The organism is Priestia sp. KCTC 13724 (genome assembly GCF_056820425.1).
Genome location: NZ_JBXDLD010000055.1, coordinates 17,779 through 40,035, shown reverse-complemented (window position 1 = coordinate 40,035; position 22,257 = coordinate 17,779). Strand labels below are relative to the sequence as shown.

Here is a 22,257-nt window from a genome sequence, read left to right as displayed (position 1 = left end):
TTTAAACCATCGTGATCAAAAGTTGAAAAACGAAATGATTTTAGTTAGCTATGAATAATTCAGGATAAAGGCTTTTTTTATGCAAAGATAAAATTACTGAAAATTTAGATTTTTATAAAGCGCTGAATTATTTTAATGCGACACTAGTGGTGTTATTCATATTATACAGCTTATAAAAACATTTCTTTACTTATGATACGGTTCACCACGATTAATCCGAAACGCACGGTAAATCTGTTCAACTAATACCAAACGCATAAGCTGATGCGGAAACGTCATCTTTGAAAAAGAGAGCGTAGCGTTTGCTCTTTTCATCACTTCATCGCTGAGTCCAAGTGATCCTCCGATAACAAAGGCTACCTTGCTTTTTCCGTATGTAGCAAGTGAGTCTAAATCTTTTGCAAGCTCTTCAGATGAGCGCTGCTTACCATTAATGGCTAAAGCAATGACGTGTACATCTTGACCAATCTTACTTAATATCCGCTCTCCCTCTTTTTGCTTCACCTGAACCATTTCCGAATCACTTAAGTTTTCAGGTGCTTTTTCGTCCGAAAGTTCAATAATCTCAATTTTGGCATACGGAGCTAATCGTTTTAAGTATTCATCAATACCTTGCTTTAAGTATTTCTCTTTTAATTTTCCGATTGATACAATTGAAATATTCAAAATAATCTCCCTTGTAAATTATCCACAGATTTTATCCACATATCCACAAGATATATACACAATCTGTGTTTTTTTAGTTTTCCACTGTGTATAACGCTAGGTTTTCGCAGTATTCACATGTATGGTTGCGTTCATTTTCATCAATTTCTTTAAAAACCGGTGCTAACTCAATCTCATCTACGGCTATATCTAACGCTAATTCTGTATGCTCTAAGCAACAATAAATTTTCAAATTGCAATCTCCTTTCTTTTTTATAAGTATCAGTAAAAAGACCACAGAGAAAGTTCCTCTGTGGATAACTTTTTTGTTTATAATGACTCTCGTGATAGCTTAACCGTTACTGTTTGCTTTTTACCTTGCCTGTAAAAAGTCACTTCCATGCTGTCACCTATTTCTTTGTCAATATATAAGTGCTTACGTAACCCTACTAAGTCTTTAATATCTTCTCCATCCAAAGCGACGATAACGTCATATTCTTTTAAGCCTGCTTTATCAGCTGGTGAGCCAGCGGCAACATTTAATACGGCCACACCATTCACAACATCTTTTGGGAGCTTTAACGTTTCTTTTAGGTGGTAGCCCGATATTTCACTTAATGATAATGCATCAACACCTAAATAAGGTCTTCTTACTTCTCCATAATTTTCTAAATCATCCACAACAGGTCTTGCCATATTGATTGGAATGGCCAAACCAATCCCTTCAACTTCCTGCTGAGCAATCTTCATCGAGTTAATTCCAATCAGCCTGCCGTCAATATTAATCAAGGCACCACCGCTATTTCCAGGGTTAATTGCTGCATCTGTTTGAATAACTTCTGCTTGCCAATCCGGACTTCCATCATTATTTAGGTCCTGTGGAATGACACGGTTTACACCTGAGACAACCCCTTGTGTTACAGAACCAGAGAACTGTAGTCCAAGAGGATTCCCAATAGCAATAACGGGCTCTCCGACTTTCAGCTTATCTGAATCCCCATAGCTGGCGATCTTTGTTACATGTTCAGCATCAATTTCAATAACAGCCAAATCCATTAACTCATCGCTTCCTAGTGCGCGCGCGGGTACTCTAGAGCCGTCATATAAGCTGACTTCAATTTGCTGAGCACCTTGAATTACATGATGATTGGTAATGATAAAGGCTTTATTTCCCTGCTTTTTATAGATGACACCAGAACCGGTGCCAGCGTCTTGCCCGCTTTCGTTCCAAAAGCTTTCTCCTTGCTGAATATTTACCACTCCAACAACTGCTTCATTAACTTGATTAACAGCTTTCGTAATATCTGTGTTTACATCGACAGAAACCGTCTTTTGAACGATATCTTCACCATTTTGAATAGAGCCTTGATTTTCTTCTGCTGGAGGGTTTGGAAGTAAATTTAAATTCGATAAAAATGGAAGTGCAGTGACAACCACTATTCCTCCAATAATTGCTCCTATTAATGACGACAGAAACCAGCCCCCACGTCTTCTTGGCTTTTGACGTGAAGGAGATGGTTCCCGATTCTCATCATAATGTTCCATATACATCACCGACCTTTTCATTTATTATGATTATAAGTACCAAAACAGATGAACTATTACTTTTTTAGACACTTCTGCTTCTTTCTAACCATCTAAATAAAGTTATTTTTTGTTTTGTTTATGTAGACTATACATAAATAATCGATGTTGGTCTATTAGGGTCTGTATCATAAAGTTTTATCTGTTCTTTCACATCAATATCTTTTTCAGCTAAAACTTGTGAAACAGACATTCGCGCAATTTCTTTCATATTGTTATCTAGACTTAAATGAGCTAGATAAATTCTCTCTGTTTGATCACCAATAACGTCCGCCATTGCCAGTGCTGCATCCTCATTTGAAACATGTCCTACATCACTTAAAATACGACGCTTAACGCTCCAAGGATACCTTCCCATACGAAGCATCTCAACATCATGATTGCTTTCAAAAACAAAAGCCTGACTATTTTTAATAATGCCTTTCATGCGATCACTGACATAGCCTGTATCCGTAATTAACGTAAGTTTTTTATCTCCTTGATGAAAAACATAAAACATTGGCTCAGCAGCATCATGAGATACACCAAACGATTCAACATCGATACTTCCAAATGTTTTATTTTCACCAATTTCAAAATGAAACTGTTGGTCAGTTGATACTTGTCCAATTAACCCATCCATAGCTCTCCATGTTTTTGCATTTGCATAGATAGGCAATTTATATTTACGAGCTAGTACGCCTAACCCTTTAATATGATCACTATGTTCATGGGTTACCAATATTCCTGATAAGTTGTGAATATCTCGATCGATTTCTTGAAAAAGTGACTCCATTTTCTTACCACTTAAGCCTGCATCGACTAATAGCGATTGGTCTCCATCACTTACAAAAATCGCATTTCCAGTACTACCGCTAGCTAGCACGCTAAAATGCAAACTCATTTTTCTCACTCCAATATACTATTTCAAGCTTTTTTGGATGATTTGTCCTTCAAAAGCATTTACAAAATAGTCAACATCTTCATCTACGACAACGTGCCAAGTAGGCGCAAGAACCTGGGAGCTTGGCAGAGGTAAATCGAAGGTATAATAACCTAACTCTACTTTTGTTACCGTGCTTTTTTCGGTTAATTCTTCTTTCAAATACAGATTTTCAAGGACTTTAATTGGGGCAAGAACCTCTTGTTCATCATCTAAAGGCTCGATATTTTCCATAAACGTCTGCTCGTAAGAAGTAATTTCATTCTTATCATTCAAATGAGCAATGACAATGCCATTTTCGTTATCATAAATAACTTTATTTTTATACTGTTGGTAAAATGTAATCGTATTTTTATCTTCGTTAATTTTCCACAGCGTATATGCATTTCCGGAAAGAACATAGTCTTGTAAGAACTGATTTAACTTTGATGTTTTATTCTTTGCTGGAACAGGAATTGGTTTATCTAACGTACTTTCAATTGTTTTTTCATCAATTAATTTTGCTTTTTGTTTTTTAAGCTTCTTCAAGTCATTCTCACTAAACCTTTTACTGTTTGCATTTAATGAAGATGCTTTTTTTTCACTCTTAGGTAGCTCCGTATACATTATTCCTTCTGCTGCTAATTGATCTTCAATGCTTGATTCAACAAATAACGAATACTGGTCTTGATCATGCTTTTTCATGAATTGATAAATTAAAAACAGATCTAAAACCAGAAACGTTACGATAAAAATCGATTTCGTTTTATTCCAATCCACCGTTTACGCCTCCTTCATCAGGTAACGTAACTCGGTACCACTTATTATTATAGTAGTAAAACCAAGAAGGAACCAATGTAACCGAGTTTGAATCATACTCTGTTTTATCCGTATCTTGCTGCTGATTATCCCCAATACCTTCCTCAAGCTGATATCCAATTGATATATCATTTAACAGAGAAGGATCAAAATCCTGATGCTTCTCAATCATTTCAATTACTTCTTGAGGAGACTGTAACTGTACTTTCATTTCAGGTAAGGATACTTGAACAAATCGATATAAAGGTCGACGATAATTTAAGACCTCAGCATTGCCCCATCTTTGATAGATTTCTGTCATGCCCTGATTGCTGTATACAGGGTGATTATCATGATAATACCGGTATGTAATCTCTTTTGTTACACGATTCCAACTATCAAAACGGTAATCTGGCTCTGTCCATCCGGCATGATCATTAACAAAGCTAAAGCTACGATTTAATAAATTTGCGTCATCATTTGATTCCGTATTCGAATTCACCAAGTTTACATACTCCATGACGTTTGTCCTGGTATTTACATTAATAACTTTGGTTCCTTCTGTATATAATTCTCTATATGCTAAGCTTTCTGTACGAGCATAACTTGGATTTGTAAACAGCGCATTTTGAAACTTACGAATATCTAAAGGTGCTTCATATGCATACAGTTTATGCATGTGAGAAGTCTGAGCTGGTATGAAGATATAGCGATTCTCATTCTTTTTATAAACCAGACAACGCTCTGCTGATGTTCCTGCATCCGCTAATTTCTGCACATCGTTCTTGACTACATTACTAATTTTCACCGCATACACTTTTTGTTGGCTATAGTTCACCAAATACATATTTACAGATAAATTAGGGGTCTTTTTTATCTTTATGACTACACGATCAAAATCTACCCTTGGCAATTTATCCGTCGTAAAGCTAAACATTTGCTGAAAGGTTTCAACTGGTATTAGGTCTGTATATACAATTTCCACAGAGTTATTATCATGGACATAATTTAAAAAGCCACTAGGCTCAATAGCACTCGAAACGTCTGTAATATCCCCTAATTTCCACGTTCTCATTTCTTGTAACCATGAGTCTATTCTCTTTTCTTCATGTGATAAATAGTGACTACCACTTTGGTGATAGAGTACCTTTGTAGGACGTATATAATCCTCTAGTTCACTCTTTCCACCTACCTCAGCTTCTTGAAGGTTTTGGGTTTCAGTATTTAAATCAGAAGGGGATTGATAGGACCATAAATTCCAAGTGAGGAATAAGCTTAAAACCACCAAAATAACTAGCACAACGGTTTTTATATTTTCATATCTCATTCCCATTCTTCATCATTCTCACTTTCAATTGGAAGTGTGAAGTAAATAGATGTCCCAACCCCTTCTTTACTTTCTGCCCATATTCGACCATCGTGAGCTTCAATAATTTCTTTTGCAATAGCCAAACCTAAACCCGTCCCTCCTAGTTTGCGAGTTCTTGCTTTATCCACACGATAAAAGCGTTCAAAGATTTTGGACAGATTTGATTTTGGTATTCCCATACCTTGGTCTTTAATACTTACCACAATTTCATGCGTGTGTTGTTCAATAGAAAATGTAATTGTTCCACCTTCTGGTGAATACTTAATTGCATTTGAAATAATATTGTCTAATACTTGTGTAATTTTATCTTGATCAACTGCTACATAGATGGCTTCATCTGGAAGCTCTCTAACAAACGTAATTCCTTGTTCAATAGTCATTTCAAAGCGATCAATGATGTAATGATAAAACTTTACAAAGTTAACCGGGTCTCGACTAAAGCGATAGTCTTCGCTATCTAACTTAGATAGTTGTAACAAGTCATTGACTAATCGAATCATACGCTCTGTTTCTGTTTGGGTAACATGTAAAAAACTTGGTGCTATCTCTTTATCCTGCCATGCGCCTTCTGCTAAAGCGTCCAAATAGCTTCGCATTGTTGTCAATGGTGTTCTAAGCTCATGAGAGACGTTTGCTACAAACTCTCGGCGATCCTGATCAATTTTCTCCTGCTCTGTAATGTCGTGCAAGACGATAATGATTCCGTTGATAAAACCCGTTTCCTTTTGAATAGCTGAAACAGTTGCTCGTAAAATAAACGGCTCTGTTTTCGTACTAAAATCAAGAATAAGTGAATCTTGATTAGCCAATAGGCTTTCGAATGTATGTGTTTCATCTAAACCTAAAAGCGTCACAATTGGCTCTGACAATACTGTTTCACGTGAAACGTTTAACATTGACGCAGCTGGGTCATTAATTAAGATTACTCTACCTTTTCGGTCAGTAGCAATAACGCCATCTGTCATATGAGCAAGTACGGAGCTGAGCTTACGTCGCTCTCCCTCAGTAGTAGCTTGTGCCTCTTGAAGCTTTCTTGTCAAATTGTTAAACGTTAAAGCAAGTTGCCCTATCTCGTCATAACCATAGACCTTTGCTTTTCTTGAAAAGTTTCCTTTAGCCATTTCTAATGCCTGCTTACGCATTTCAGACATTGGTCGCGTAATCGTCTGAGCCAGAAAAACACCTAAAAGGGCAGTAATAACTAACGATATAACCGTACCAGAAGCAAAGATACTATTAATTTTCCTCATTTGCTCATAGACCGGTTCCATCGTCGCAATTAAATAAACAGCACCTAGTATCTCTTGTTCTGACTGTAAGCTTTCTCGATTATTTGGATTTGTAGAAGCATTTCCTCCCACATCATCCTGCAGACGAATAGGAACCGTCAATACTCTAATTCTGTCACCGCTTTTACGATATACTTTATTAGAAGATGTTCCTGCTAAAAGGGCATTCGTAACGGCTAAGTCATTTATTTTTTTCCCTACTATTTGTTCAGGGTTTGGGTTTGATGTCCCTATAATACGTCGATTCGGATCGATAACGCGTACCTCTAATATGTCTTTAGAGGAAATTCCCTGCATAGAAGCAAAATCTCTCAATACTACTTCTAAATCTTCTTCTAACGTAGAGGAAGTATCATTACGTGTTTTTTCTAGCTCTTGTTCAATATTATAAGCAAGTAGACCTACACGTTCCGTTAATGAGTTTGTAAAGTTATTAACAAGTTCTTTTTCTAACTGACGTACAAAGTAGACACCAATAATTTGCATTGCAATTAAAATAAGCAATACATAAATTAGCACAAACTTCAAATGAATGGACTGAAAAAACCGGACTTTCTTCATAATATAGCGTTACTCCTGTTCTGGACTACGCAAATAATAACCTACCCCACGTCTTGTTACAATCCACATTGGATGGCTTGGGTTATCTTCAATTTTCTCACGCAATCTTCGAACCGTAACGTCAACTGTTCGAACATCACCAAAGTAGTCATATCCCCATACTGTCTGTAACAAATGCTCCCGCGTCATGACTTGTCCAATATGTTTCGCCAAGTAATGCAGCAATTCAAACTCACGATGTGTTAATTCAATTGTTTCTCCACGCTTTGAAACAATATAAGCATCTGGATGAATGACAAGTGCACCGATTGTTATCTCATTACTCTCTTCTTCTTCAACACTATTTGAAATCTGTTGATGTCTTCTTAAATTCGCTTTTACTCGCGCCAATAGCTCTCTCGTACTGAAAGGCTTTGTTACATAATCATCTGCACCTAACTCAAGACCAAGCACTTTATCGATTTCAGAGTCTTTAGCTGTCAGCATAATAATTGGCATATCATACTTTTTTCGAACTTCTCGACAGACTTCCATGCCGTCCTTTTGTGGCAGCATAATATCTAACAGAATCATTTCTGGTTGTACTTCTTCAACTTTTTCAAGTGCTTCTACACCATCATAAGCACAAAACACTTCGTAACCTTCTTTTTGCAGATTAAATTTCAAAATATCTGCAATTGGTTTTTCGTCATCTACTACTAAAATACGTTTATCCATGATCATCGTTCTCCTTTTATCATTTCGAACAAAAATAGGAAAGTAAGTATTCATAATGTTTGAATACACTAATTGTATTATACTTCATAACATAGTAATCGTCACAAATTCATCCTCTACTATACAATAACCTCATTAATTTTCAACCATATACAAACAAAAAAGCATGACTTTTAAAAGTCATGCTTTTTATGGCTCGGGACGGAATCGAACCGCCGACACAAGGATTTTCAGTCCTTTGCTCTACCAACTGAGCTACCGAGCCATTATCAAATGGCGGTCCCGACGGGAATCGAACCCGCGATCTCCTGCGTGACAGGCAGGCATGTTAACCGCTACACCACGGGACCCTCAGCTTATAATATGTAATAAAAATGACCCGTACGGGAATCGAACCCGTGTTACCGCCGTGAAAGGGCGGTGTCTTAACCGCTTGACCAACGGGCCATAGTAAGTAACAAAAGTGAGCCATGAAGGACTCGAACCTTCGACCCTCTGATTAAAAGTCAGATGCTCTACCAACTGAGCTAATGGCTCATACTATGAATATCAGCGACATGTAATATAATAACATGATTTAAACACTGAATGCAATAGTTTTTTCAGAAGAATATTTTTAAAAACTGAATTCAATATAAAAAGAGTTTGGGACATAACAAAATGATTGTTTCTAAGAGACGAACAATAGCTGTTCCAATCTTTTTGGTTTGTCTGAACACGTTCGTTCCATTGCGCTACGGCCACTCGCTTTCCGCGGGGAGGACAATCAACCAAAAAACCTGAACGATTAAAAGTGAGAAACTCTCAATCGTTCAGGTTTATCATTGGCTGAATTACTTATGTCCCAGCCTCTTTTTTAAAAGTATTAGCTATAAACTCCGCGTAATACGTTTGTTTGTTTGCGATCTGGTCCCACTGAGAAAATAGATAATGGAATACCAGTTAATTGTGAAACACGCTCTAAGTAATGACGTGCGTTCTCAGGTAATTCATCTAAAGATTTCACACCTGTAATATCTTCCGTCCAACCTGGAAGCTCTTCATAAACAGGCTCACATTTAGCTAAAACGTTTAAGCTAGCTGGGAATTCCTCAACAATTTTACCTTCATAGCGATATGCTACACAGATTTTCAATTTTTCAATTCCTGTTAAAACATCGATTGAGTTTAATGATAAATCTGTAATACCACTTACGCGACGTGCGTGACGAACAACTACGCTGTCAAACCAACCAACGCGACGTGGACGACCCGTTGTTGTTCCGTATTCACGACCTACTTCACGAATTTGATCACCAATTTCGTTTGTTAGTTCTGTTGGGAATGGACCGTCACCAACACGAGTTGTGTATGCTTTTGAAACACCTACTACGTGCTTGATTTTTGAAGGCCCTACACCTGAACCGATTGTTACACCACCAGCAACAGGGTTAGAAGATGTTACAAACGGATATGTTCCTTGATCGATATCTAACATAACACCTTGTGCACCTTCAAATAATACGCGACGACCTTCGTCTAGAGCATCATTTAATACAACGGATGTATCAACAACATATTTTGCTATCTGCTGACCATATTCGTAGTATTCATCTAAGATATCTTCTAATTTAAAGCCTTCTACTTCATACATTCTTTCAAGAAGACGATTTTTTTCAGCTAAGTTTTGTGTTAATTTTGCTTCAAACACTTCACGGTCTAATAAATCTGCAATACGGATACCTACACGTGCAGCTTTATCCATATATGCTGGACCAATTCCTTTTTTTGTTGTTCCAATTTTATTATCACCTTTACGCTCTTCTTCTACCTCATCTAATTTTAAGTGGTAAGGTAAAATAACATGCGCACGGTTACTAATACGTAAGTTATCTGTTGTTACATTACGATCGTGTAAATATTTTAATTCTTGAACAAGTGCTTTTGGATCTACAACCATACCATTTCCAATTACACAAATTTTATCATCGTAAAAAATCCCTGAAGGAATTAAATGTAATTTGTACGTTTCACCATTAAACTTAATCGTATGACCAGCATTGTTTCCACCTTGGTAACGTGCAATTACTTCTGCATTTTCTGATAGGAAGTCTGTAATCTTCCCTTTTCCTTCATCTCCCCATTGTGTTCCTACTACAACAACTGAAGACATATCTTAAGCACCTCCGCTTAGTAAGCAACAGCCTACTACGACATAATTTAACCGTAAATAAGTGTATCAATTTATTATAGTAAAGTCAATGTAAATCCGAACTATTCAATCTAAATCAAAGATAATATACTGCTTTTTACCGAACATATACTAATATAAACAAAAAAACCTCTCGGATTGAGAGGTTTATGCACCTGGTGGTACACCCGAATCATCAAAGCGTCTTTCTAAGTTTACGAACTTATTATATTCCTTCACAAAAGCTAACTGAACCGTTCCAACTGGACCGTTACGCTGCTTAGCAATAATGATTTCAATGATGTTCTGATTTTCAGTATCTTTCTCATAGTAGTCTTCACGATATAAAAAGGCTACAATATCGGCATCTTGTTCGATACTCCCTGATTCACGAATATCGGACATCATTGGCCTTTTATCTTGACGTTGCTCAACCCCACGGGAAAGCTGAGATAATGCAATAACAGGAACCTGAAGTTCACGTGCTAATGCTTTTAACGAGCGAGAGATCTCTGATACTTCTTGTTGACGATTCTCGCCGCTTCGACCGTTCCCTTGAATTAACTGTAGATAATCAATTAAAATCATTCCTAGACCGCCTTCTTGCTTCAGACGTCTACATTTTGAACGGATTTCTCCTACGCGTACACCTGGCGTATCATCTATATAAATACCAGCATTAGATAAAGAACCCATCGCCATGGTTAGCTTTCCCCAATCCTCTGATGTTAAGGATCCTGTTCTTAGCCTTTGTGCATCAATATTACCTTCAGCACAAAGCATCCTCATGACAAGCTGCTCCGCTCCCATCTCCAAACTGAAAATCGCTACATTTTCATCTGTCTTGGTTGCTACGTTTTGTGCGATATTCAATGCAAACGCTGTTTTACCTACTGATGGACGTGCAGCAACAATAATTAGGTCATTTCGCTGGAATCCAGCAGTCATATGATCTAAATCCGTAAATCCTGTTGGAATGCCTGTAATATCACCTTTACGATTGTGAAGAACTTCGATGTTGTCATAAGTTTGCACCAAAACATCTTTAATATTTTGAAACACGCCCGTATTTTTACGCTGTGCTACTTCTAAAATATTTTTTTCCGCTTCATTTAATAAGACTTCGACTTCATCTTCTCTCGCATAACCTTCTGAAGCAATATCAGTAGCCGTTCGAATAAGCCTGCGAAGAATAGATTTTTCCTCTACAATTTTCGCATAATATTCAATATTAGCAGCTGTTGGTACGGAATTAGCTAAATCACTTAGATACGCCACTCCGCCTATTTCTTCTAAGATTTTTTGATTTGCTAAATCTGATGTAACCGTAACTAAGTCAACTGGTTCACCTTGATCTGAAAGTTTTAGCATACACGTAAAAATCTTTTGGTGAGCTGCTCGATAAAAGTCTTCTGGAATTAATAATTCAGACGCTAATGTTAAAGAAGATGGCTCTAGGAAAATTGCCCCTAATACCGCCTGCTCAGCTTCGATATTTTGAGGCGGTAGACGATCAGCAAAAAGATCATTCATAGTTTCTATGCCCCTCTATCGTTTTTTCGATTATCGCAAATGTTGGCGCGAAATTCTTCGCGCCAACGTTTGATTTATTCTTATTTTAACCCTACTATTTATAGACTAATCTCGCTTACCATTAGTTTTGTTCTGTTACATGAACTTTAACTGTAGCCGTTACTTCTGGGTGTAATTTCACAGGTACATTTGTATAGCCAAGCGCACGAATTGCATCGTCTAGCTCAATTTTACGCTTATCAATTTTGATATTATGCTTTTTCTTTAGCTCTTCTGCAATTTGCTTGCTTGTAATAGAACCAAATAAACGGCCGCCTTCACCTGATTTAGCTTTTAATTCTACTGTCAAAGATTCGAGCGTGTTCTTTAGCTCTTTACAATTTTCTAGCTCTTGAGCAGCTTCTTTTTGCTCTTTTTTCTTTTGAGCATCTAATACTTTTACATTACCACCTGTTGCTTCAACAGCATATCCATTTTTCAATAAGAAGTTATGTGCATAACCATCGGCTACGTTTTTAACCTCTCCTTTTTTACCTTTTCCTTTTACATCTTTTAAGAAAATTACTTTCATGATTTTTTCCCTCCATCCAAGTATTCATCAATTGCTTGTTTTAGTAGCTCTTCTGCTTGATCTAACGTCATGTTTTGTAACTGAGTAGCTGCATTCGTTAAATGACCGCCGCCTTGCAAGCTTTCCATAATTACCTGAACGTTGATATCACCTAGCGAGCGAGCACTGATTCCAACAAGCTGATCTCTTCTTTTTGAAATAACAAATGAAGCGACAACTCCGCTAATCGATAATAACGTATCAGCAGCTTGTGCAATCAACACTTGATCATATGTTTCAGCTTCATCTGCTCTTGAGATAGCAATCCCTGCTTTATAAATTTCCGCATGCTCGATAAAACGAGCTCTTTGCACATATTGATTAATGTCTTCTTTAAGGAATTTTTGAACAAGGACTGTGTCAGCCCCTTGAGACCTTAAAAAGGACGCAGCATCAAACGTTCGAGAACCGGTTCTAAGCGTAAAACTTTTCGTATCTACAATAATCCCTGCCAATAAAGCAGTTGCTTCTAGCATATCGATTTTAAAACGCTTAGGCTGATATTCTAACAGCTCTGTCACTAGCTCTGCAGTAGAGGAAGCATATGGTTCCATATATACGAGTAAGGGATCTTCAATAAAGTCCTCACCTCGTCTGTGGTGATCAATGACAACAACGTTTTCAACCCGATTTAATAATCGTTCTTCAATTACAAGCGAAGGCTTATGAGTATCGACGACGACAAGTAGCGTATCGTCACTCACCAGATTAAGCGCCTCATCAGGGGTAATGAATCGTTCCCAAAGATCCGGATTTTTCTTAATCTCTTCTAGAAGCCTCTTTACACCAGTGTCAATATGTTGAGGATCTAAAACGATAAATCCATCTTTTTGATTTACTTGTGCTACTTTTAAAATACCAATCGCAGCGCCTATCGCATCCATATCTGGATATTTATGACCCATAATAATAACCTGACCACTTTCCGTGATAAGCTCTTTTAAGGCATGAGAAATGACGCGTGCACGTACTCTCGTACGCTTTTCCATTGGATTTGTTTTACCACCATAAAACTTAACTTTACCATTTGGTTGCTTAATCGCTACCTGATCCCCACCACGTCCTAATGCTAAATCAAGGCTGGATTGGGCTAATGCACCTAATTCAGGTAATGGAGAGGTTCCGGTGCCGATTCCCACGCTTAGTGTAAGCGGTATATTATGTTTGGATGTTTCTTCACGCACTTGATCTAAAATTGAAAACTTACTGCGTTCAAGATGAAGTAACGTTTGCTCATTCATGATTGCAATAAACTTCTCAGAAGATGTACGCTTGATAAAGATACCATATTCTTGAGCCCAATGATTAAGCAGAGAAGTAACTTGGCTATTCAAGTTACTTTTCACTTGGTCATCCATTCCTTGTGTAAGCTCATCATAGTTATCTAAGAAAATAATACCAATGCTGGTTCTCTCATCAGCATACAATTTTTCGATTTCAATCTGCTCTGTAACATCGAAAAAGTAAAGTAGACGTTCTTCTCTTTTGATAATTACTTTAAATTTTCTTTCATGCAAAGTGACTACTTCTGTCTCAACTTCTTGTTTAATTAACGGAACAACACTTTCGGCTACATCATATAAAGAACGTCCTACTAATGAATCCTCACCGAAACAAGAAGCTAAGAAAGGGTTAGTCCATTGAATTTGATATTCATCATTAAACAACATAATCCCAATAGGCATCTCCATCAATGCCTCTTCTCCCACCTTTTTTACTCGGTGAGAAATCATTGAGATATATTTTTCAAGCTCGTCTACTAACATTCGCTCCATTTTAATAAATAGCAGCAAGGTGATAAGTAAAAGAACAAATCCCCCTACCCCAATCATCCAATTATGATATGTCACTACTCCTACTAAAATAAGAGCAATACTGTACAGTAAATAAAATGGATAACGAATGATATTTTTCTTTGTAAAGACAGGCATCTGTTTCAGCTCCTAATCTTTAAGTTCCACATTAACTTTTATTTATCGACATTCCCGATACGCTTGCGTAAATTAAATCCTAAATCAATTATACCTAAGATACGTACAAATTGAAGGAGAATCGGCAGAATAAATGCCAAAATTGTTACAACCACTGGAATTGCTTTCGAATAACCTTTTTGATATGAAAAGTAAAAGATAAAAGAAAATCCTTGTAACATGACTAACATTTGCAAGGCCATCGCTAAATTTAAGATGGCGATAAACATAAATGATCCCTCTTCAAAATTAAATGAAGGAAATGATAAAATTAATACAATTAAATAGTACCAAATTACACTTTTAGGTAATTGCAGTTCACGAAATGGTGGAAATGATTCAATATCATGCTTCAAACGCTTTAATACAGATGCAGCGATTAACTGAGAAAAGAAGGCACAAACAACCCCCAACATGACAATAAACAGCGGAAGTAAATATTTAAAAGTTGTAATGGTTTGTTCCAACTGTTGAACCTGTTCATCTGTAACGGTTTGTCCTAAACTTTTCATCATATCAACGCTTTGATCAATTGAATGATTCAACGCATTGTTCATTTCACTAATTAAGTTAACATTCATAAGCAAACTTGATAGCACAAACATTAGCAAAAATGCAAGGCTAAAAGCAATGGTTCCACCTAACAACACGCTGTATCGCGCTTTTTTCCGTTGATACAAGTAGCCAATTACAATACCGCTTATACCAAAAACCATTGTTGCTGTTAATGTTACAACTGTCCCAAATAATAATGTTAACAATAAAGATACAACAAAAAACAGAATAGATCTTTTTACACCATGTCTAACTGTATAAACAATAAACGGTACAGCAAGAGCAAGAGTTAAAAACCCACCAATAACCGGTATGTATAGGAGAAACAACAACAGCGCTACAAAAAGGGCTAAAAGTGCTGCTCCTTCGGTAATATAACGAATCCCTTTCACAACTTCACCTCGTATTGTATAAACTATTACTTATTGTATCGATTCAATACAAGAGAAGCAACTATTTCACCAGTTTATCTATTTAGATGTAAAAAGAGACAGCAAGGAAGTCCTCACTGTCTCTTTTTATATTCATTATTCACCTGAAACATATGGTAATAATGCCATTTGACGAGCGCGTTTGATAGCGATCGTTAATTTACGTTGGTACTTAGCGCTTGTTCCAGTTACACGACGAGGTAAAATTTTACCACGCTCTGAAACGAATTTTTTAAGCATATCTACATCTTTGTAGTCGATGTGAGTGATGCCGTTTGCTGTGAAGAAACAAACTTTACGACGTCTGTTACGTCCACCTTTACGTCCACCTGCCATTGAAATACGCCTCCTTCCCTTTTAAACTCTATCCGATTGTATACTTCGCACTTATCACTTTTTAGAATGGTAAGTCATCATCAGAGATGTCGATTGTTTCACCATTATTTGCAAATGGATCATTATCAACGCGAGTATAACCTTGATTACCTGAGTTACGGTTCTGATTATCTCCAAATGGAGAGCCTTGTCCAGATCCACCAGTGTTAGCAAAGTTATTGCGTTGCATATCCCCGCCACCACTTTTTGGTTCTAAGAATTGCACACTTTCTGCCACAACCTCTGTTACATAAACTCGACGACCGTCTTGTCCTTCATAACTACGAGATTGCAAACGTCCATCAACACCAGCTAAACTACCTTTTTTCAAAAAGTTTGCTACATTTTCAGCAGGACGACGCCATACGACACAGTTAATAAAGTCCGCCTCACGTTCACCCTGTTGATTTGTAAATGCGCGGTTTACTGCTAGCGTGAATGTTGCAACTGCAGCTCCATTGGGGGTATAACGTAATTCAGGATCTTTCGTCAAGCGTCCTACGAGAATTACGCGATTCATCATCAGAACCACTCCTTAAGGAAAAAACTATTTATTTAAACGAAAAATTAAGCTTCTTGTTTAACAACGATATGACGGATAATGTCTTCGTTGATCTTAGCAAGACGATCAAACTCAGAAACTGCTTCTGAAGTCGCTGCCACGTCAAGAATCATGTAGTAACCATCGCGGAAATCGTTGATTTCATAAGCTAAACGACGTTTACCCCATTCTTTAACGTTTGCAACTTCTGCACCATTGTCAGTTAAAACACTGTTAAAGCGTTCAACTAATGCTTTTTTTGCTTCGTCATCAATGTTTGGACGGATGATGTACATTACTTCATACTTTCTCATCACTGTCACCTCCTTTTGGTCTAACGGCCCTAAACGGGCAAGGAGCAATAATTATATTACTCACAATTTAAAATTATATCATGTGAACTTTCGAAACGCAATGATATTAAAAGAGTTTCATTCAAAAGAAAAAAAGCACGGCCTAGAGCCGTACTTTTTTATACGTTAAATCTAAAGTGCATAACATCGCCATCTTTAACGATGTATTCTTTTCCTTCAAGACGAACTTTTCCCGCTTCACGTGCAGCTCCCATTGTTCCAGCTGCTAGTAAATCTTCATAAGATACCGTTTCAGCACGGATGAACCCACGCTCAAAGTCTGTATGAATGATACCAGCACATTCAGGTGCCTTCATGCCTGTTTTGAATGTCCATGCGCGTACTTCTTGCTCACCAGCTGTGAAGTATGTTGCAAGGCCTAATAAATCATAAGTGGCACGAATTAATTGGTCTAAACCTGATTGCTCAATTCCAAGCTCTTCAAGGAACATTTCCTTTTCTTCACCTTCAAGCTCAACAATTTCAGATTCAATACGAGCACAAACTACAATTACTTCTGCGCCTTCTTCTTTCGCGTATTCACGTACTTTCGCTACATATTGATTTGATGATGCATCCGCTACCTCATCTTCTGATACGTTCGCTACATACAGAATTGGTTTAATTGTTAAAAGGTGTAGCTGCTTAGCAAGCTTTAATTGCTCATCAGTAAATGAAACAGAGCGAGCAGGTTGTCCAGCTTCAAAAGCTTCTTTTAACTTTTCTAAGATTTCATACTCATACATCGCTTCTTTATCTTTTTGCTTTGCCATCTTTTGAACGCGACCAATTCGCTTGTCCACCGTTTCTAAATCAGCTAGAATTAACTCTAAATTAATTGTCTCAATATCTGAAATAGGATCTACTTTCCCTGAAACATGAGTAATATTCTCGTCTTCAAAACAACGTACTACGTGACAAATCGCATCTACTTCACGAATGTGAGATAAAAATTTATTTCCTAATCCTTCGCCTTTACTCGCACCTTTTACAATTCCAGCAATATCTGTAAATTCAAATGTTGTTGGAACTGTCTTTTTAGGTTTTACAAGCTCAGTAAGTTTATCTAAACGCTCGTCAGGAACTTCTACAATCCCAACGTTCGGATCAATTGTACAGAAAGGGTAGTTAGCAGATTCTGCTCCCGCTTGTGTAATTGCATTAAATAAAGTTGATTTCCCAACGTTCGGAAGACCAACAATTCCAGCTGTTAAAGCCATATGATTATTCACTCCTCTTTTATATAACCGAAAACCAGTTAACCTTTCACAATTATAGTAATTCACATTTGAAAACACAAGCTTTATTGACTGGAAAAGCGTGTCCTAATCCTTCATTTATATGAACTACTTTTTCAGTTATTCTTCATGCTTTACTAAAATCTTTTTCATTTTTCGAGCAAAATCCTTACGAGGAATCATGACACTATGACCACAACCTTCGCATTTAATTCGAACATCCATTCCCATTCGAATTATTTTCCATCTATTTTCTCCACAAGGGTGGGGCTTTTTCATTTCTACAATGTCATTTAAACCAAATTCTTTTTGATTCAATTACTGTGACCTCCTTGATTTTCTCGATGATTTAATACACTTTTTTGATCTTCACCACGATTATACATAATCATCTTCGCAAAAGGAACTTCAATACCATATTCGTTTAATCTCATTCTTACTTCTTTACGAATCATACGTGAAATGTGAAAATGTCTCATCGGCTTCACTTCACTCGTAATACGCATAACAACTTCATTTGCTTGCATTGTTTGAACTCCTAGTAATTCTGGTGTTTTTACCATATCTTCATATTTCCCAGGTAATTCTTCTAATAACTCCAGAATAATTTTTTCTGCTTTTTGAATATCTTCCTCATATGAGATACTAACATCCACAAATGCGATACTATTATGCAGCGAAAAGTTTGTCACTTCTATAATACTTCCATTAGGCAAGATATTAATTTCTCCTGTCCAACTTTTAATTTTAGTTGTCCGCAAACCAATTTCTTCGACGGTGCCTTCAAATGTACCGATTCGTACATAATCTCCTACAGAGAACTGATCTTCAAATATAATAAAGAAGCCTGTAATAACATCCTTTACTAGATTTTGAGCACCAAATCCTACTGCTAAACCAACGATTCCAGCTCCTGCTAATAGTCCTTTTACCTCGATTGTCATCGTTTCTAAAATCATGACAAGCGCAATAAAGTACACCGCATACGTAAATACATTTTGAATTAAACGTACTAGCGTTGCTTCTCTTCGTTCTGAAATACGCAGTGGGCTCTTTGTCCGAACCTCTATCATTTTGTTTAAAAACATTTTCCCAAATCGAATTAACAGCATTGAAACAATAATAATGAGTACTACTTTAATAAAACCTATACCTATGTTAGCCCACGTTTCTTCTTTAAAGAACGTTTGAAAAGCTGTTTTAAAAAAAGCTTGAATTGATTCCATGTTGCAAGCTCCCATTCTCATGATTGTCATAATATTTTAGTTTATTTTAGCAAGTTTTATTTAATTTTTGTAGATATTTCGTATCGGATAAATTAGTAAAGCCGCTAATAAGAATAGATTAACCATACCATATAATGGGTATAGAACAGCAATTAACTTAGAAAAACCTAGCTTTGTAAAAGGAATCATAATGATGACAAATATAATTGCCATTTTCCATAACGCAGTATTTTCACTCCTACGAAACCTAGTTGTTAAACCTAGTATCCCCGATACCGCTGTTGTATAGATAGCAACTAATAATAATACACTCATAATGATTAGCATAAAAAACGGGAAACTTTTCATTATAGCAAATAACGGAATTTCGTAATCTGGTAACAAATCTGAAACCTGTAAAAGTGATTCATTATAAACAAAGGATAAACCACCAATTAACAAACCACTTCCAATGGAAGCGATATGAATCTCTACTTTTGTTTTAATCTCATTTCCAATGGTTGTGAGAACTGCAACGAGAGGGAGGATATTTAAAGCCGTAAAAGTAAATCCTGAAGACCAATTGTGCTGATGATGCCAGTCAATGTCCAAAACATGCTGACTTTTTAAAATAAAGAAAAGAAGGACGCTAATTAAACCGATAACGAGTACAGGCATAATGTAAGAATTAATCGAAAGCATTCCTTGAATACCTTTAATAAACACAAGAATAATTAACAAGCTAAAGGTCATAATTCCCAACCAATAAGGAAGCTGAAATGTTTCTAACGTAGCACCTCCACCTGCAATCATAATAACTGTTGTTGAAAATAAGTAAAAAATGATTAAGCTATCATAAAGAAACGCCCACCTTTTTCCAAACACTTCAATAAGTAATGGATAAAATTGATTAGTTTTCAATTGAAAACTAATAATCATAATCACGTTGCAGCAAATAATGAAGATAACAGTAAACAAAAGCAGAGCCAGTCCACTTTCTTCGCCAAAAAATTGCCAAAGTTCTCTTCCAGATGCATAGCCCGCTCCAATAATTGTACCTAAAATAAGAAACATCCATTTAAAGCCCTGCTTCAACATAAATTCCTCCTTTAAGCGAAATATATGTATAGAATGTTAAGAATCTTCGTATACTGTTACTATTATGTATAAGGAGTGGAACCTATGAATCTAAAATCCTCCTTCTTTGAGAAAACATCACGTTCAATTCGCATTTTCCATGATGAAGAATTTGCTGCTCAACAATTAAGCAAACAGCTAGGACTGTTACTTCCAACTGATCCTGCTAGACCGGTCGTGATTGTTTGTATCGGAACAGACCGCTCAACTGGAGATTCATTAGGACCATTAGTAGGTACGAAATTAAAAGAAAAAAGCCTTTCTCATTTTCATATATACGGCACATTAAAAGACCCCATTCATGCTATAAATTTAAAAGATACTTTAAAAATCATTCAGAAAGAATTTGATAATCCTTTTATTATAGGCATTGATGCTTGTTTAGGAAGGATGAAGAGCGTAGGATCTGTTTCATTAGGAATAGGGCCGGTAAAGCCTGGGGCAGGCGTCAATAAAGAGTTACCTCCTGTAGGTGATATTCATATGACTGGGATTGTAAATGTTAGCGGTTTTATGGAGTTTTTTGTACTACAAAATACAAGGCTTTATTTAGTAATGAGCATTGCGGAATTAATTGCTACTAGTATTCAATATGCTTACCAAACCAGTAGAGGACCATCTGTTTCCTTGTCATCTCATAGCTATCGATTAGAATATGAAAAATGTTCTAATAACTCTAATAGACGATTTAAATCATCTTGAGTAAAGAATTCAATTTCAATCTTTCCCTTTTTTTTGTTTCTCGTAATATTTACGGGAGTACCTAGCTTTTCTCTCAACTTTGTTTCATTTTCTTTAATAAAAATATCTTTTGTTTTTTTAGCTTTTTCTTTATCTGTTTCACGTGAAACAGATTGATTGAGCTGTGATACATAAACTTCTAATTGTCGAACATTTAAATGCTCTTTTTTTATTTTTTCAATTACTTTTGGAAGTAATGATTTGTTTTTTAATCCGGCTAATGTACGGCCGTGTCCCATTGAAATTTCGTTACTTGAAATAAGCATTTGTACTTCTTCTGGAAGCTGTAACAAGCGTAAATAATTCGCAATATGCGGTCGACTTTTTCCTAAGCGAGCTGCTAATTGCTCTTGTGTCATATCAAGTTTTTCAATAAGAAGGTGATAGGCCATTGCTTCTTCAATTGGAGTTAAGTCCTCACGCTGTAGATTCTCAAGCAGTGCTAGCTCCATCATTTGCTTTTCCGAAAAATCTTTTACAATAACAGGAACGGTTGTTAAATTCGCTTCTTTTGCTGCTCTAAATCTACGTTCTCCAGCTAGAATCTCATATCCCTTAATACTTCTTCTAGCAACAATCGGTTGTAGAATGCCATGGTGTAAAATGGACTGCTTTAACTCCTCGATTGCTTCTTGCTGGAACGTTTTACGCGGTTGATAAGGGTTTGGCCTTAGTTCGTTGATATCGATATCCTGAATCGAATCAGTAGCTTGTGTATCTAACCCTGAAAATAAGGCATTAATCCCTTTACCTAATCCTTTCGCCATTATATATCACTTCCTTCGCAAGTTCCATGTATACCGCAGCCCCTCTAGACTTTGCATCATATAAAATAACTGGTGCACCATGGCTAGGTGCTTCACTAAGACGAACATTTCTTGGAATAATCGTTTGGTAAACACGTTCTTGGAAATACTTTTTTACCTCAGCAGTAACTTGGAGTCCTAAATTTGTTCGTGCATCTAACATTGTTAATAGGACACCTTCAATTCGAAGGTGATGATTTAAATGTTTTTGTACTAATCTTACTGTGTTGAGTAGCTGACTTAGACCTTCTAACGCATAATATTCACACTGAACAGGAATCAATACTGAGTCTGCTGCTGTTAAGGCGTTTAATGTCAATAAACCTAAAGAAGGGGGGCAATCAATAATAATATAATCATATTGATCTTTCACTGTTTCTAATGCCCTTTTTAAGCGTACTTCCCTGGAAATAGTTGAAACAAGCTCAATTTCTGCACCTGCTAATTGAATTGTTGCAGGGATAATTGATAAGTTTTCAACAGCTGTTGGACAAATGACCTGCTTTGTATCCATATCTTCTACAACAACATTATAGACACAAGCATCTACATCTGCTTTTTCAATTCCTACACCGCTTGTTGCGTTTCCTTGCGGATCACCATCTACTAACAGTACTTTTTGACCATGCTGCGCTAAACATGCACCTAGATTGACAGCAGTAGTCGTTTTTCCAACTCCACCTTTTTGATTAGCAACCGCCACTATTTTCCCCAAGTTGTCACCTGCT

24 protein-coding genes and 4 tRNA genes are annotated in these 22,257 nt (G+C 36.7%); 1 reads left to right on the top strand and 27 read right to left on the bottom strand.

The features are described from left to right. Positions 1 to 186: 186 nt before the first annotated feature. The 25 genes from rlmH to AC1UFB_RS08050 form a co-directional block, all read right to left on the bottom strand. Positions 187 to 666, bottom strand: a complete 480-nt coding sequence (rlmH, locus tag AC1UFB_RS08170; protein WP_025907898.1) for a 23S rRNA (pseudouridine(1915)-N(3))-methyltransferase RlmH — start codon at positions 664 to 666, stop codon at positions 187 to 189. A 73-nt stretch (positions 667 to 739) separates the two neighbouring features. Next, positions 740 to 898: a CxxH/CxxC protein gene (locus tag AC1UFB_RS08165; protein WP_328100630.1), complete on the bottom strand. Its 159-nt coding sequence runs from the start codon at positions 896 to 898 to the stop codon at positions 740 to 742. A gap of 77 nt (positions 899 to 975) precedes the next feature. Next, positions 976 to 2,190: a S1C family serine protease gene (locus AC1UFB_RS08160; protein WP_328100629.1), complete on the bottom strand. Its 1,215-nt coding sequence runs from the start codon at positions 2,188 to 2,190 to the stop codon at positions 976 to 978. Positions 2,191 to 2,317: 127 nt separating this feature from the next. Next, positions 2,318 to 3,112: an MBL fold metallo-hydrolase gene (locus AC1UFB_RS08155; protein WP_025907896.1), complete on the bottom strand. Its 795-nt coding sequence runs from the start codon at positions 3,110 to 3,112 to the stop codon at positions 2,318 to 2,320. Between the two features lie 18 nt (positions 3,113 to 3,130). Beyond that, on the bottom strand, positions 3,131 to 3,910 hold the full coding sequence (locus tag AC1UFB_RS08150; protein WP_062686777.1) for a two-component system regulatory protein YycI: 780 nt from the start codon (positions 3,908 to 3,910) through the stop codon (positions 3,131 to 3,133). After that, the gene (locus AC1UFB_RS08145; RefSeq protein WP_482588954.1) at positions 3,897 to 5,261 is read right to left on the bottom strand and encodes a YycH family regulatory protein; all 1,365 of its coding nucleotides are present in this window, start codon (positions 5,259 to 5,261) and stop codon (positions 3,897 to 3,899) included. Before AC1UFB_RS08145 ends, AC1UFB_RS08150 begins: the two co-directional genes overlap by 14 nt. Continuing rightward, complete coding sequence (walK, locus tag AC1UFB_RS08140; RefSeq protein ID WP_100346527.1) at positions 5,252 to 7,147, bottom strand: cell wall metabolism sensor histidine kinase WalK; 1,896 nt, start codon at positions 7,145 to 7,147, stop codon at positions 5,252 to 5,254. Before walK ends, AC1UFB_RS08145 begins: the two co-directional genes overlap by 10 nt. Before the next feature lie 9 nt (positions 7,148 to 7,156). Beyond that, entirely contained in the window at positions 7,157 to 7,864 is a 708-nt protein-coding gene (gene yycF / locus AC1UFB_RS08135) for a response regulator YycF (RefSeq protein ID WP_025907892.1), read from the bottom strand. A 192-nt stretch (positions 7,865 to 8,056) separates the two neighbouring features. Further along, positions 8,057 to 8,129: transfer RNA gene (locus AC1UFB_RS08130), tRNA-Phe, on the bottom strand. Positions 8,130 to 8,138: 9 nt separating this feature from the next. Next, positions 8,139 to 8,214, bottom strand: a tRNA-Asp gene (locus AC1UFB_RS08125). A gap of 25 nt (positions 8,215 to 8,239) precedes the next feature. Beyond that, a tRNA-Glu gene (locus AC1UFB_RS08120) sits at positions 8,240 to 8,311 on the bottom strand. A 17-nt stretch (positions 8,312 to 8,328) separates the two neighbouring features. Beyond that, positions 8,329 to 8,401: transfer RNA gene (locus tag AC1UFB_RS08115), tRNA-Lys, on the bottom strand. Positions 8,402 to 8,413: 12 nt separating this feature from the next. Then, complete coding sequence (locus tag AC1UFB_RS08110; protein ID WP_482588951.1) at positions 8,414 to 8,638, bottom strand: hypothetical protein; 225 nt, start codon at positions 8,636 to 8,638, stop codon at positions 8,414 to 8,416. A 91-nt stretch (positions 8,639 to 8,729) separates the two neighbouring features. Continuing rightward, on the bottom strand, positions 8,730 to 10,016 hold the full coding sequence (locus AC1UFB_RS08105) for an adenylosuccinate synthase (protein WP_025907891.1): 1,287 nt from the start codon (positions 10,014 to 10,016) through the stop codon (positions 8,730 to 8,732). 186 nt (positions 10,017 to 10,202) lie between these two features. Beyond that, complete coding sequence (gene dnaB / locus AC1UFB_RS08100; RefSeq protein WP_025907890.1) at positions 10,203 to 11,567, bottom strand: replicative DNA helicase; 1,365 nt, start codon at positions 11,565 to 11,567, stop codon at positions 10,203 to 10,205. A gap of 121 nt (positions 11,568 to 11,688) precedes the next feature. Beyond that, the gene (gene rplI, locus AC1UFB_RS08095) at positions 11,689 to 12,138 is read right to left on the bottom strand and encodes a 50S ribosomal protein L9 (RefSeq protein ID WP_025907889.1); all 450 of its coding nucleotides are present in this window, start codon (positions 12,136 to 12,138) and stop codon (positions 11,689 to 11,691) included. Then, positions 12,135 to 14,108: a DHH family phosphoesterase gene (locus AC1UFB_RS08090; protein ID WP_061785681.1), complete on the bottom strand. Its 1,974-nt coding sequence runs from the start codon at positions 14,106 to 14,108 to the stop codon at positions 12,135 to 12,137. The genes rplI and AC1UFB_RS08090 overlap by 4 nt, the downstream gene beginning before the upstream one ends. 38 nt (positions 14,109 to 14,146) lie before the next feature. Further along, positions 14,147 to 15,094 carry a YybS family protein gene (locus AC1UFB_RS08085; RefSeq protein WP_482588948.1) on the bottom strand — a complete coding sequence of 316 codons (948 nt, stop codon included), beginning with the start codon at positions 15,092 to 15,094 and terminating at the stop codon, positions 14,147 to 14,149. Between the two features lie 135 nt (positions 15,095 to 15,229). After that, positions 15,230 to 15,469, bottom strand: a complete 240-nt coding sequence (gene rpsR / locus AC1UFB_RS08080) for a 30S ribosomal protein S18 (protein ID WP_013059913.1) — start codon at positions 15,467 to 15,469, stop codon at positions 15,230 to 15,232. A gap of 61 nt (positions 15,470 to 15,530) precedes the next feature. Beyond that, a complete protein-coding gene (gene ssb / locus AC1UFB_RS08075; RefSeq protein WP_025907886.1) occupies positions 15,531 to 16,031 on the bottom strand; it encodes a single-stranded DNA-binding protein in 501 nt (166 codons plus the stop codon). A gap of 44 nt (positions 16,032 to 16,075) precedes the next feature. Beyond that, entirely contained in the window at positions 16,076 to 16,363 is a 288-nt protein-coding gene (gene rpsF / locus AC1UFB_RS08070; RefSeq protein WP_062686780.1) for a 30S ribosomal protein S6, read from the bottom strand. A gap of 158 nt (positions 16,364 to 16,521) precedes the next feature. Further along, the gene (ychF, locus tag AC1UFB_RS08065) at positions 16,522 to 17,622 is read right to left on the bottom strand and encodes a redox-regulated ATPase YchF (RefSeq protein ID WP_062686781.1); all 1,101 of its coding nucleotides are present in this window, start codon (positions 17,620 to 17,622) and stop codon (positions 16,522 to 16,524) included. Positions 17,623 to 17,760: 138 nt separating this feature from the next. Continuing rightward, complete coding sequence (locus AC1UFB_RS08060; RefSeq protein WP_025907883.1) at positions 17,761 to 17,958, bottom strand: DUF951 domain-containing protein; 198 nt, start codon at positions 17,956 to 17,958, stop codon at positions 17,761 to 17,763. Then, on the bottom strand, positions 17,955 to 18,866 hold the full coding sequence (locus tag AC1UFB_RS08055; protein ID WP_025907882.1) for a mechanosensitive ion channel family protein: 912 nt from the start codon (positions 18,864 to 18,866) through the stop codon (positions 17,955 to 17,957). Before AC1UFB_RS08055 ends, AC1UFB_RS08060 begins: the two co-directional genes overlap by 4 nt. Before the next feature lie 60 nt (positions 18,867 to 18,926). Beyond that, entirely contained in the window at positions 18,927 to 19,943 is a 1,017-nt protein-coding gene (locus tag AC1UFB_RS08050; protein ID WP_100346525.1) for a YkvI family membrane protein, read from the bottom strand. An 84-nt stretch (positions 19,944 to 20,027) separates the two neighbouring features. Here AC1UFB_RS08050 and yyaC point away from each other — a divergent pair, with 84 nt between their 5' ends. Next, positions 20,028 to 20,684: a spore protease YyaC gene (gene yyaC, locus AC1UFB_RS08045; protein ID WP_482588944.1), complete on the top strand. Its 657-nt coding sequence runs from the start codon at positions 20,028 to 20,030 to the stop codon at positions 20,682 to 20,684. Here the strand turns inward: yyaC and AC1UFB_RS08040 are convergent. Both AC1UFB_RS08040 and AC1UFB_RS08035 read right to left on the bottom strand, forming a co-directional pair. Next, positions 20,624 to 21,490 carry a ParB/RepB/Spo0J family partition protein gene (locus AC1UFB_RS08040; RefSeq protein ID WP_482588942.1) on the bottom strand — a complete coding sequence of 289 codons (867 nt, stop codon included), beginning with the start codon at positions 21,488 to 21,490 and terminating at the stop codon, positions 20,624 to 20,626. The two genes, yyaC and AC1UFB_RS08040, sit on opposite strands and share 61 nt — an antisense overlap. Then, a complete protein-coding gene (locus tag AC1UFB_RS08035) occupies positions 21,471 to 22,244 on the bottom strand; it encodes a ParA family protein (RefSeq protein ID WP_061785897.1) in 774 nt (257 codons plus the stop codon). Before AC1UFB_RS08035 ends, AC1UFB_RS08040 begins: the two co-directional genes overlap by 20 nt. Between the last annotated feature and the right edge of the window lie 13 nt (positions 22,245 to 22,257).

What these genes read in the sequence shown, in the direction of transcription:
- AC1UFB_RS08160 (WP_328100629.1), bottom strand. Translation starts at nt 2,190, where the DNA reads ATGGAACATTATGATGAGAATCGGGAACCATCTCCTTCACGTCAAAAG.
- AC1UFB_RS08155 (WP_025907896.1), bottom strand. Translation starts at nt 3,112, where the DNA reads ATGAGTTTGCATTTTAGCGTGCTAGCTAGCGGTAGTACTGGAAATGCG.
- AC1UFB_RS08145 (WP_482588954.1), bottom strand. Translation starts at nt 5,261, where the DNA reads ATGGGAATGAGATATGAAAATATAAAAACCGTTGTGCTAGTTATTTTG.
- walK (WP_100346527.1), bottom strand. Translation starts at nt 7,147, where the DNA reads ATGAAGAAAGTCCGGTTTTTTCAGTCCATTCATTTGAAGTTTGTGCTA.
- yycF (WP_025907892.1), bottom strand. Translation starts at nt 7,864, where the DNA reads ATGGATAAACGTATTTTAGTAGTAGATGACGAAAAACCAATTGCAGAT.
- AC1UFB_RS08105 (WP_025907891.1), bottom strand. Translation starts at nt 10,016, where the DNA reads ATGTCTTCAGTTGTTGTAGTAGGAACACAATGGGGAGATGAAGGAAAA.
- dnaB (WP_025907890.1), bottom strand. Translation starts at nt 11,567, where the DNA reads ATGAATGATCTTTTTGCTGATCGTCTACCGCCTCAAAATATCGAAGCT.
- rplI (WP_025907889.1), bottom strand. Translation starts at nt 12,138, where the DNA reads ATGAAAGTAATTTTCTTAAAAGATGTAAAAGGAAAAGGTAAAAAAGGA.
- AC1UFB_RS08090 (WP_061785681.1), bottom strand. Translation starts at nt 14,108, where the DNA reads ATGCCTGTCTTTACAAAGAAAAATATCATTCGTTATCCATTTTATTTA.
- rpsR (WP_013059913.1), bottom strand. Translation starts at nt 15,469, where the DNA reads ATGGCAGGTGGACGTAAAGGTGGACGTAACAGACGTCGTAAAGTTTGT.
- ssb (WP_025907886.1), bottom strand. Translation starts at nt 16,031, where the DNA reads ATGATGAATCGCGTAATTCTCGTAGGACGCTTGACGAAAGATCCTGAA.
- rpsF (WP_062686780.1), bottom strand. Translation starts at nt 16,363, where the DNA reads ATGAGAAAGTATGAAGTAATGTACATCATCCGTCCAAACATTGATGAC.
- ychF (WP_062686781.1), bottom strand. Translation starts at nt 17,622, where the DNA reads ATGGCTTTAACAGCTGGAATTGTTGGTCTTCCGAACGTTGGGAAATCA.
- AC1UFB_RS08055 (WP_025907882.1), bottom strand. Translation starts at nt 18,866, where the DNA reads ATGGAATCAATTCAAGCTTTTTTTAAAACAGCTTTTCAAACGTTCTTT.
- AC1UFB_RS08050 (WP_100346525.1), bottom strand. Translation starts at nt 19,943, where the DNA reads ATGTTGAAGCAGGGCTTTAAATGGATGTTTCTTATTTTAGGTACAATT.
- yyaC (WP_482588944.1), top strand. Translation starts at nt 20,028, where the DNA reads ATGAATCTAAAATCCTCCTTCTTTGAGAAAACATCACGTTCAATTCGC.
- AC1UFB_RS08040 (WP_482588942.1), bottom strand. Translation starts at nt 21,490, where the DNA reads ATGGCGAAAGGATTAGGTAAAGGGATTAATGCCTTATTTTCAGGGTTA.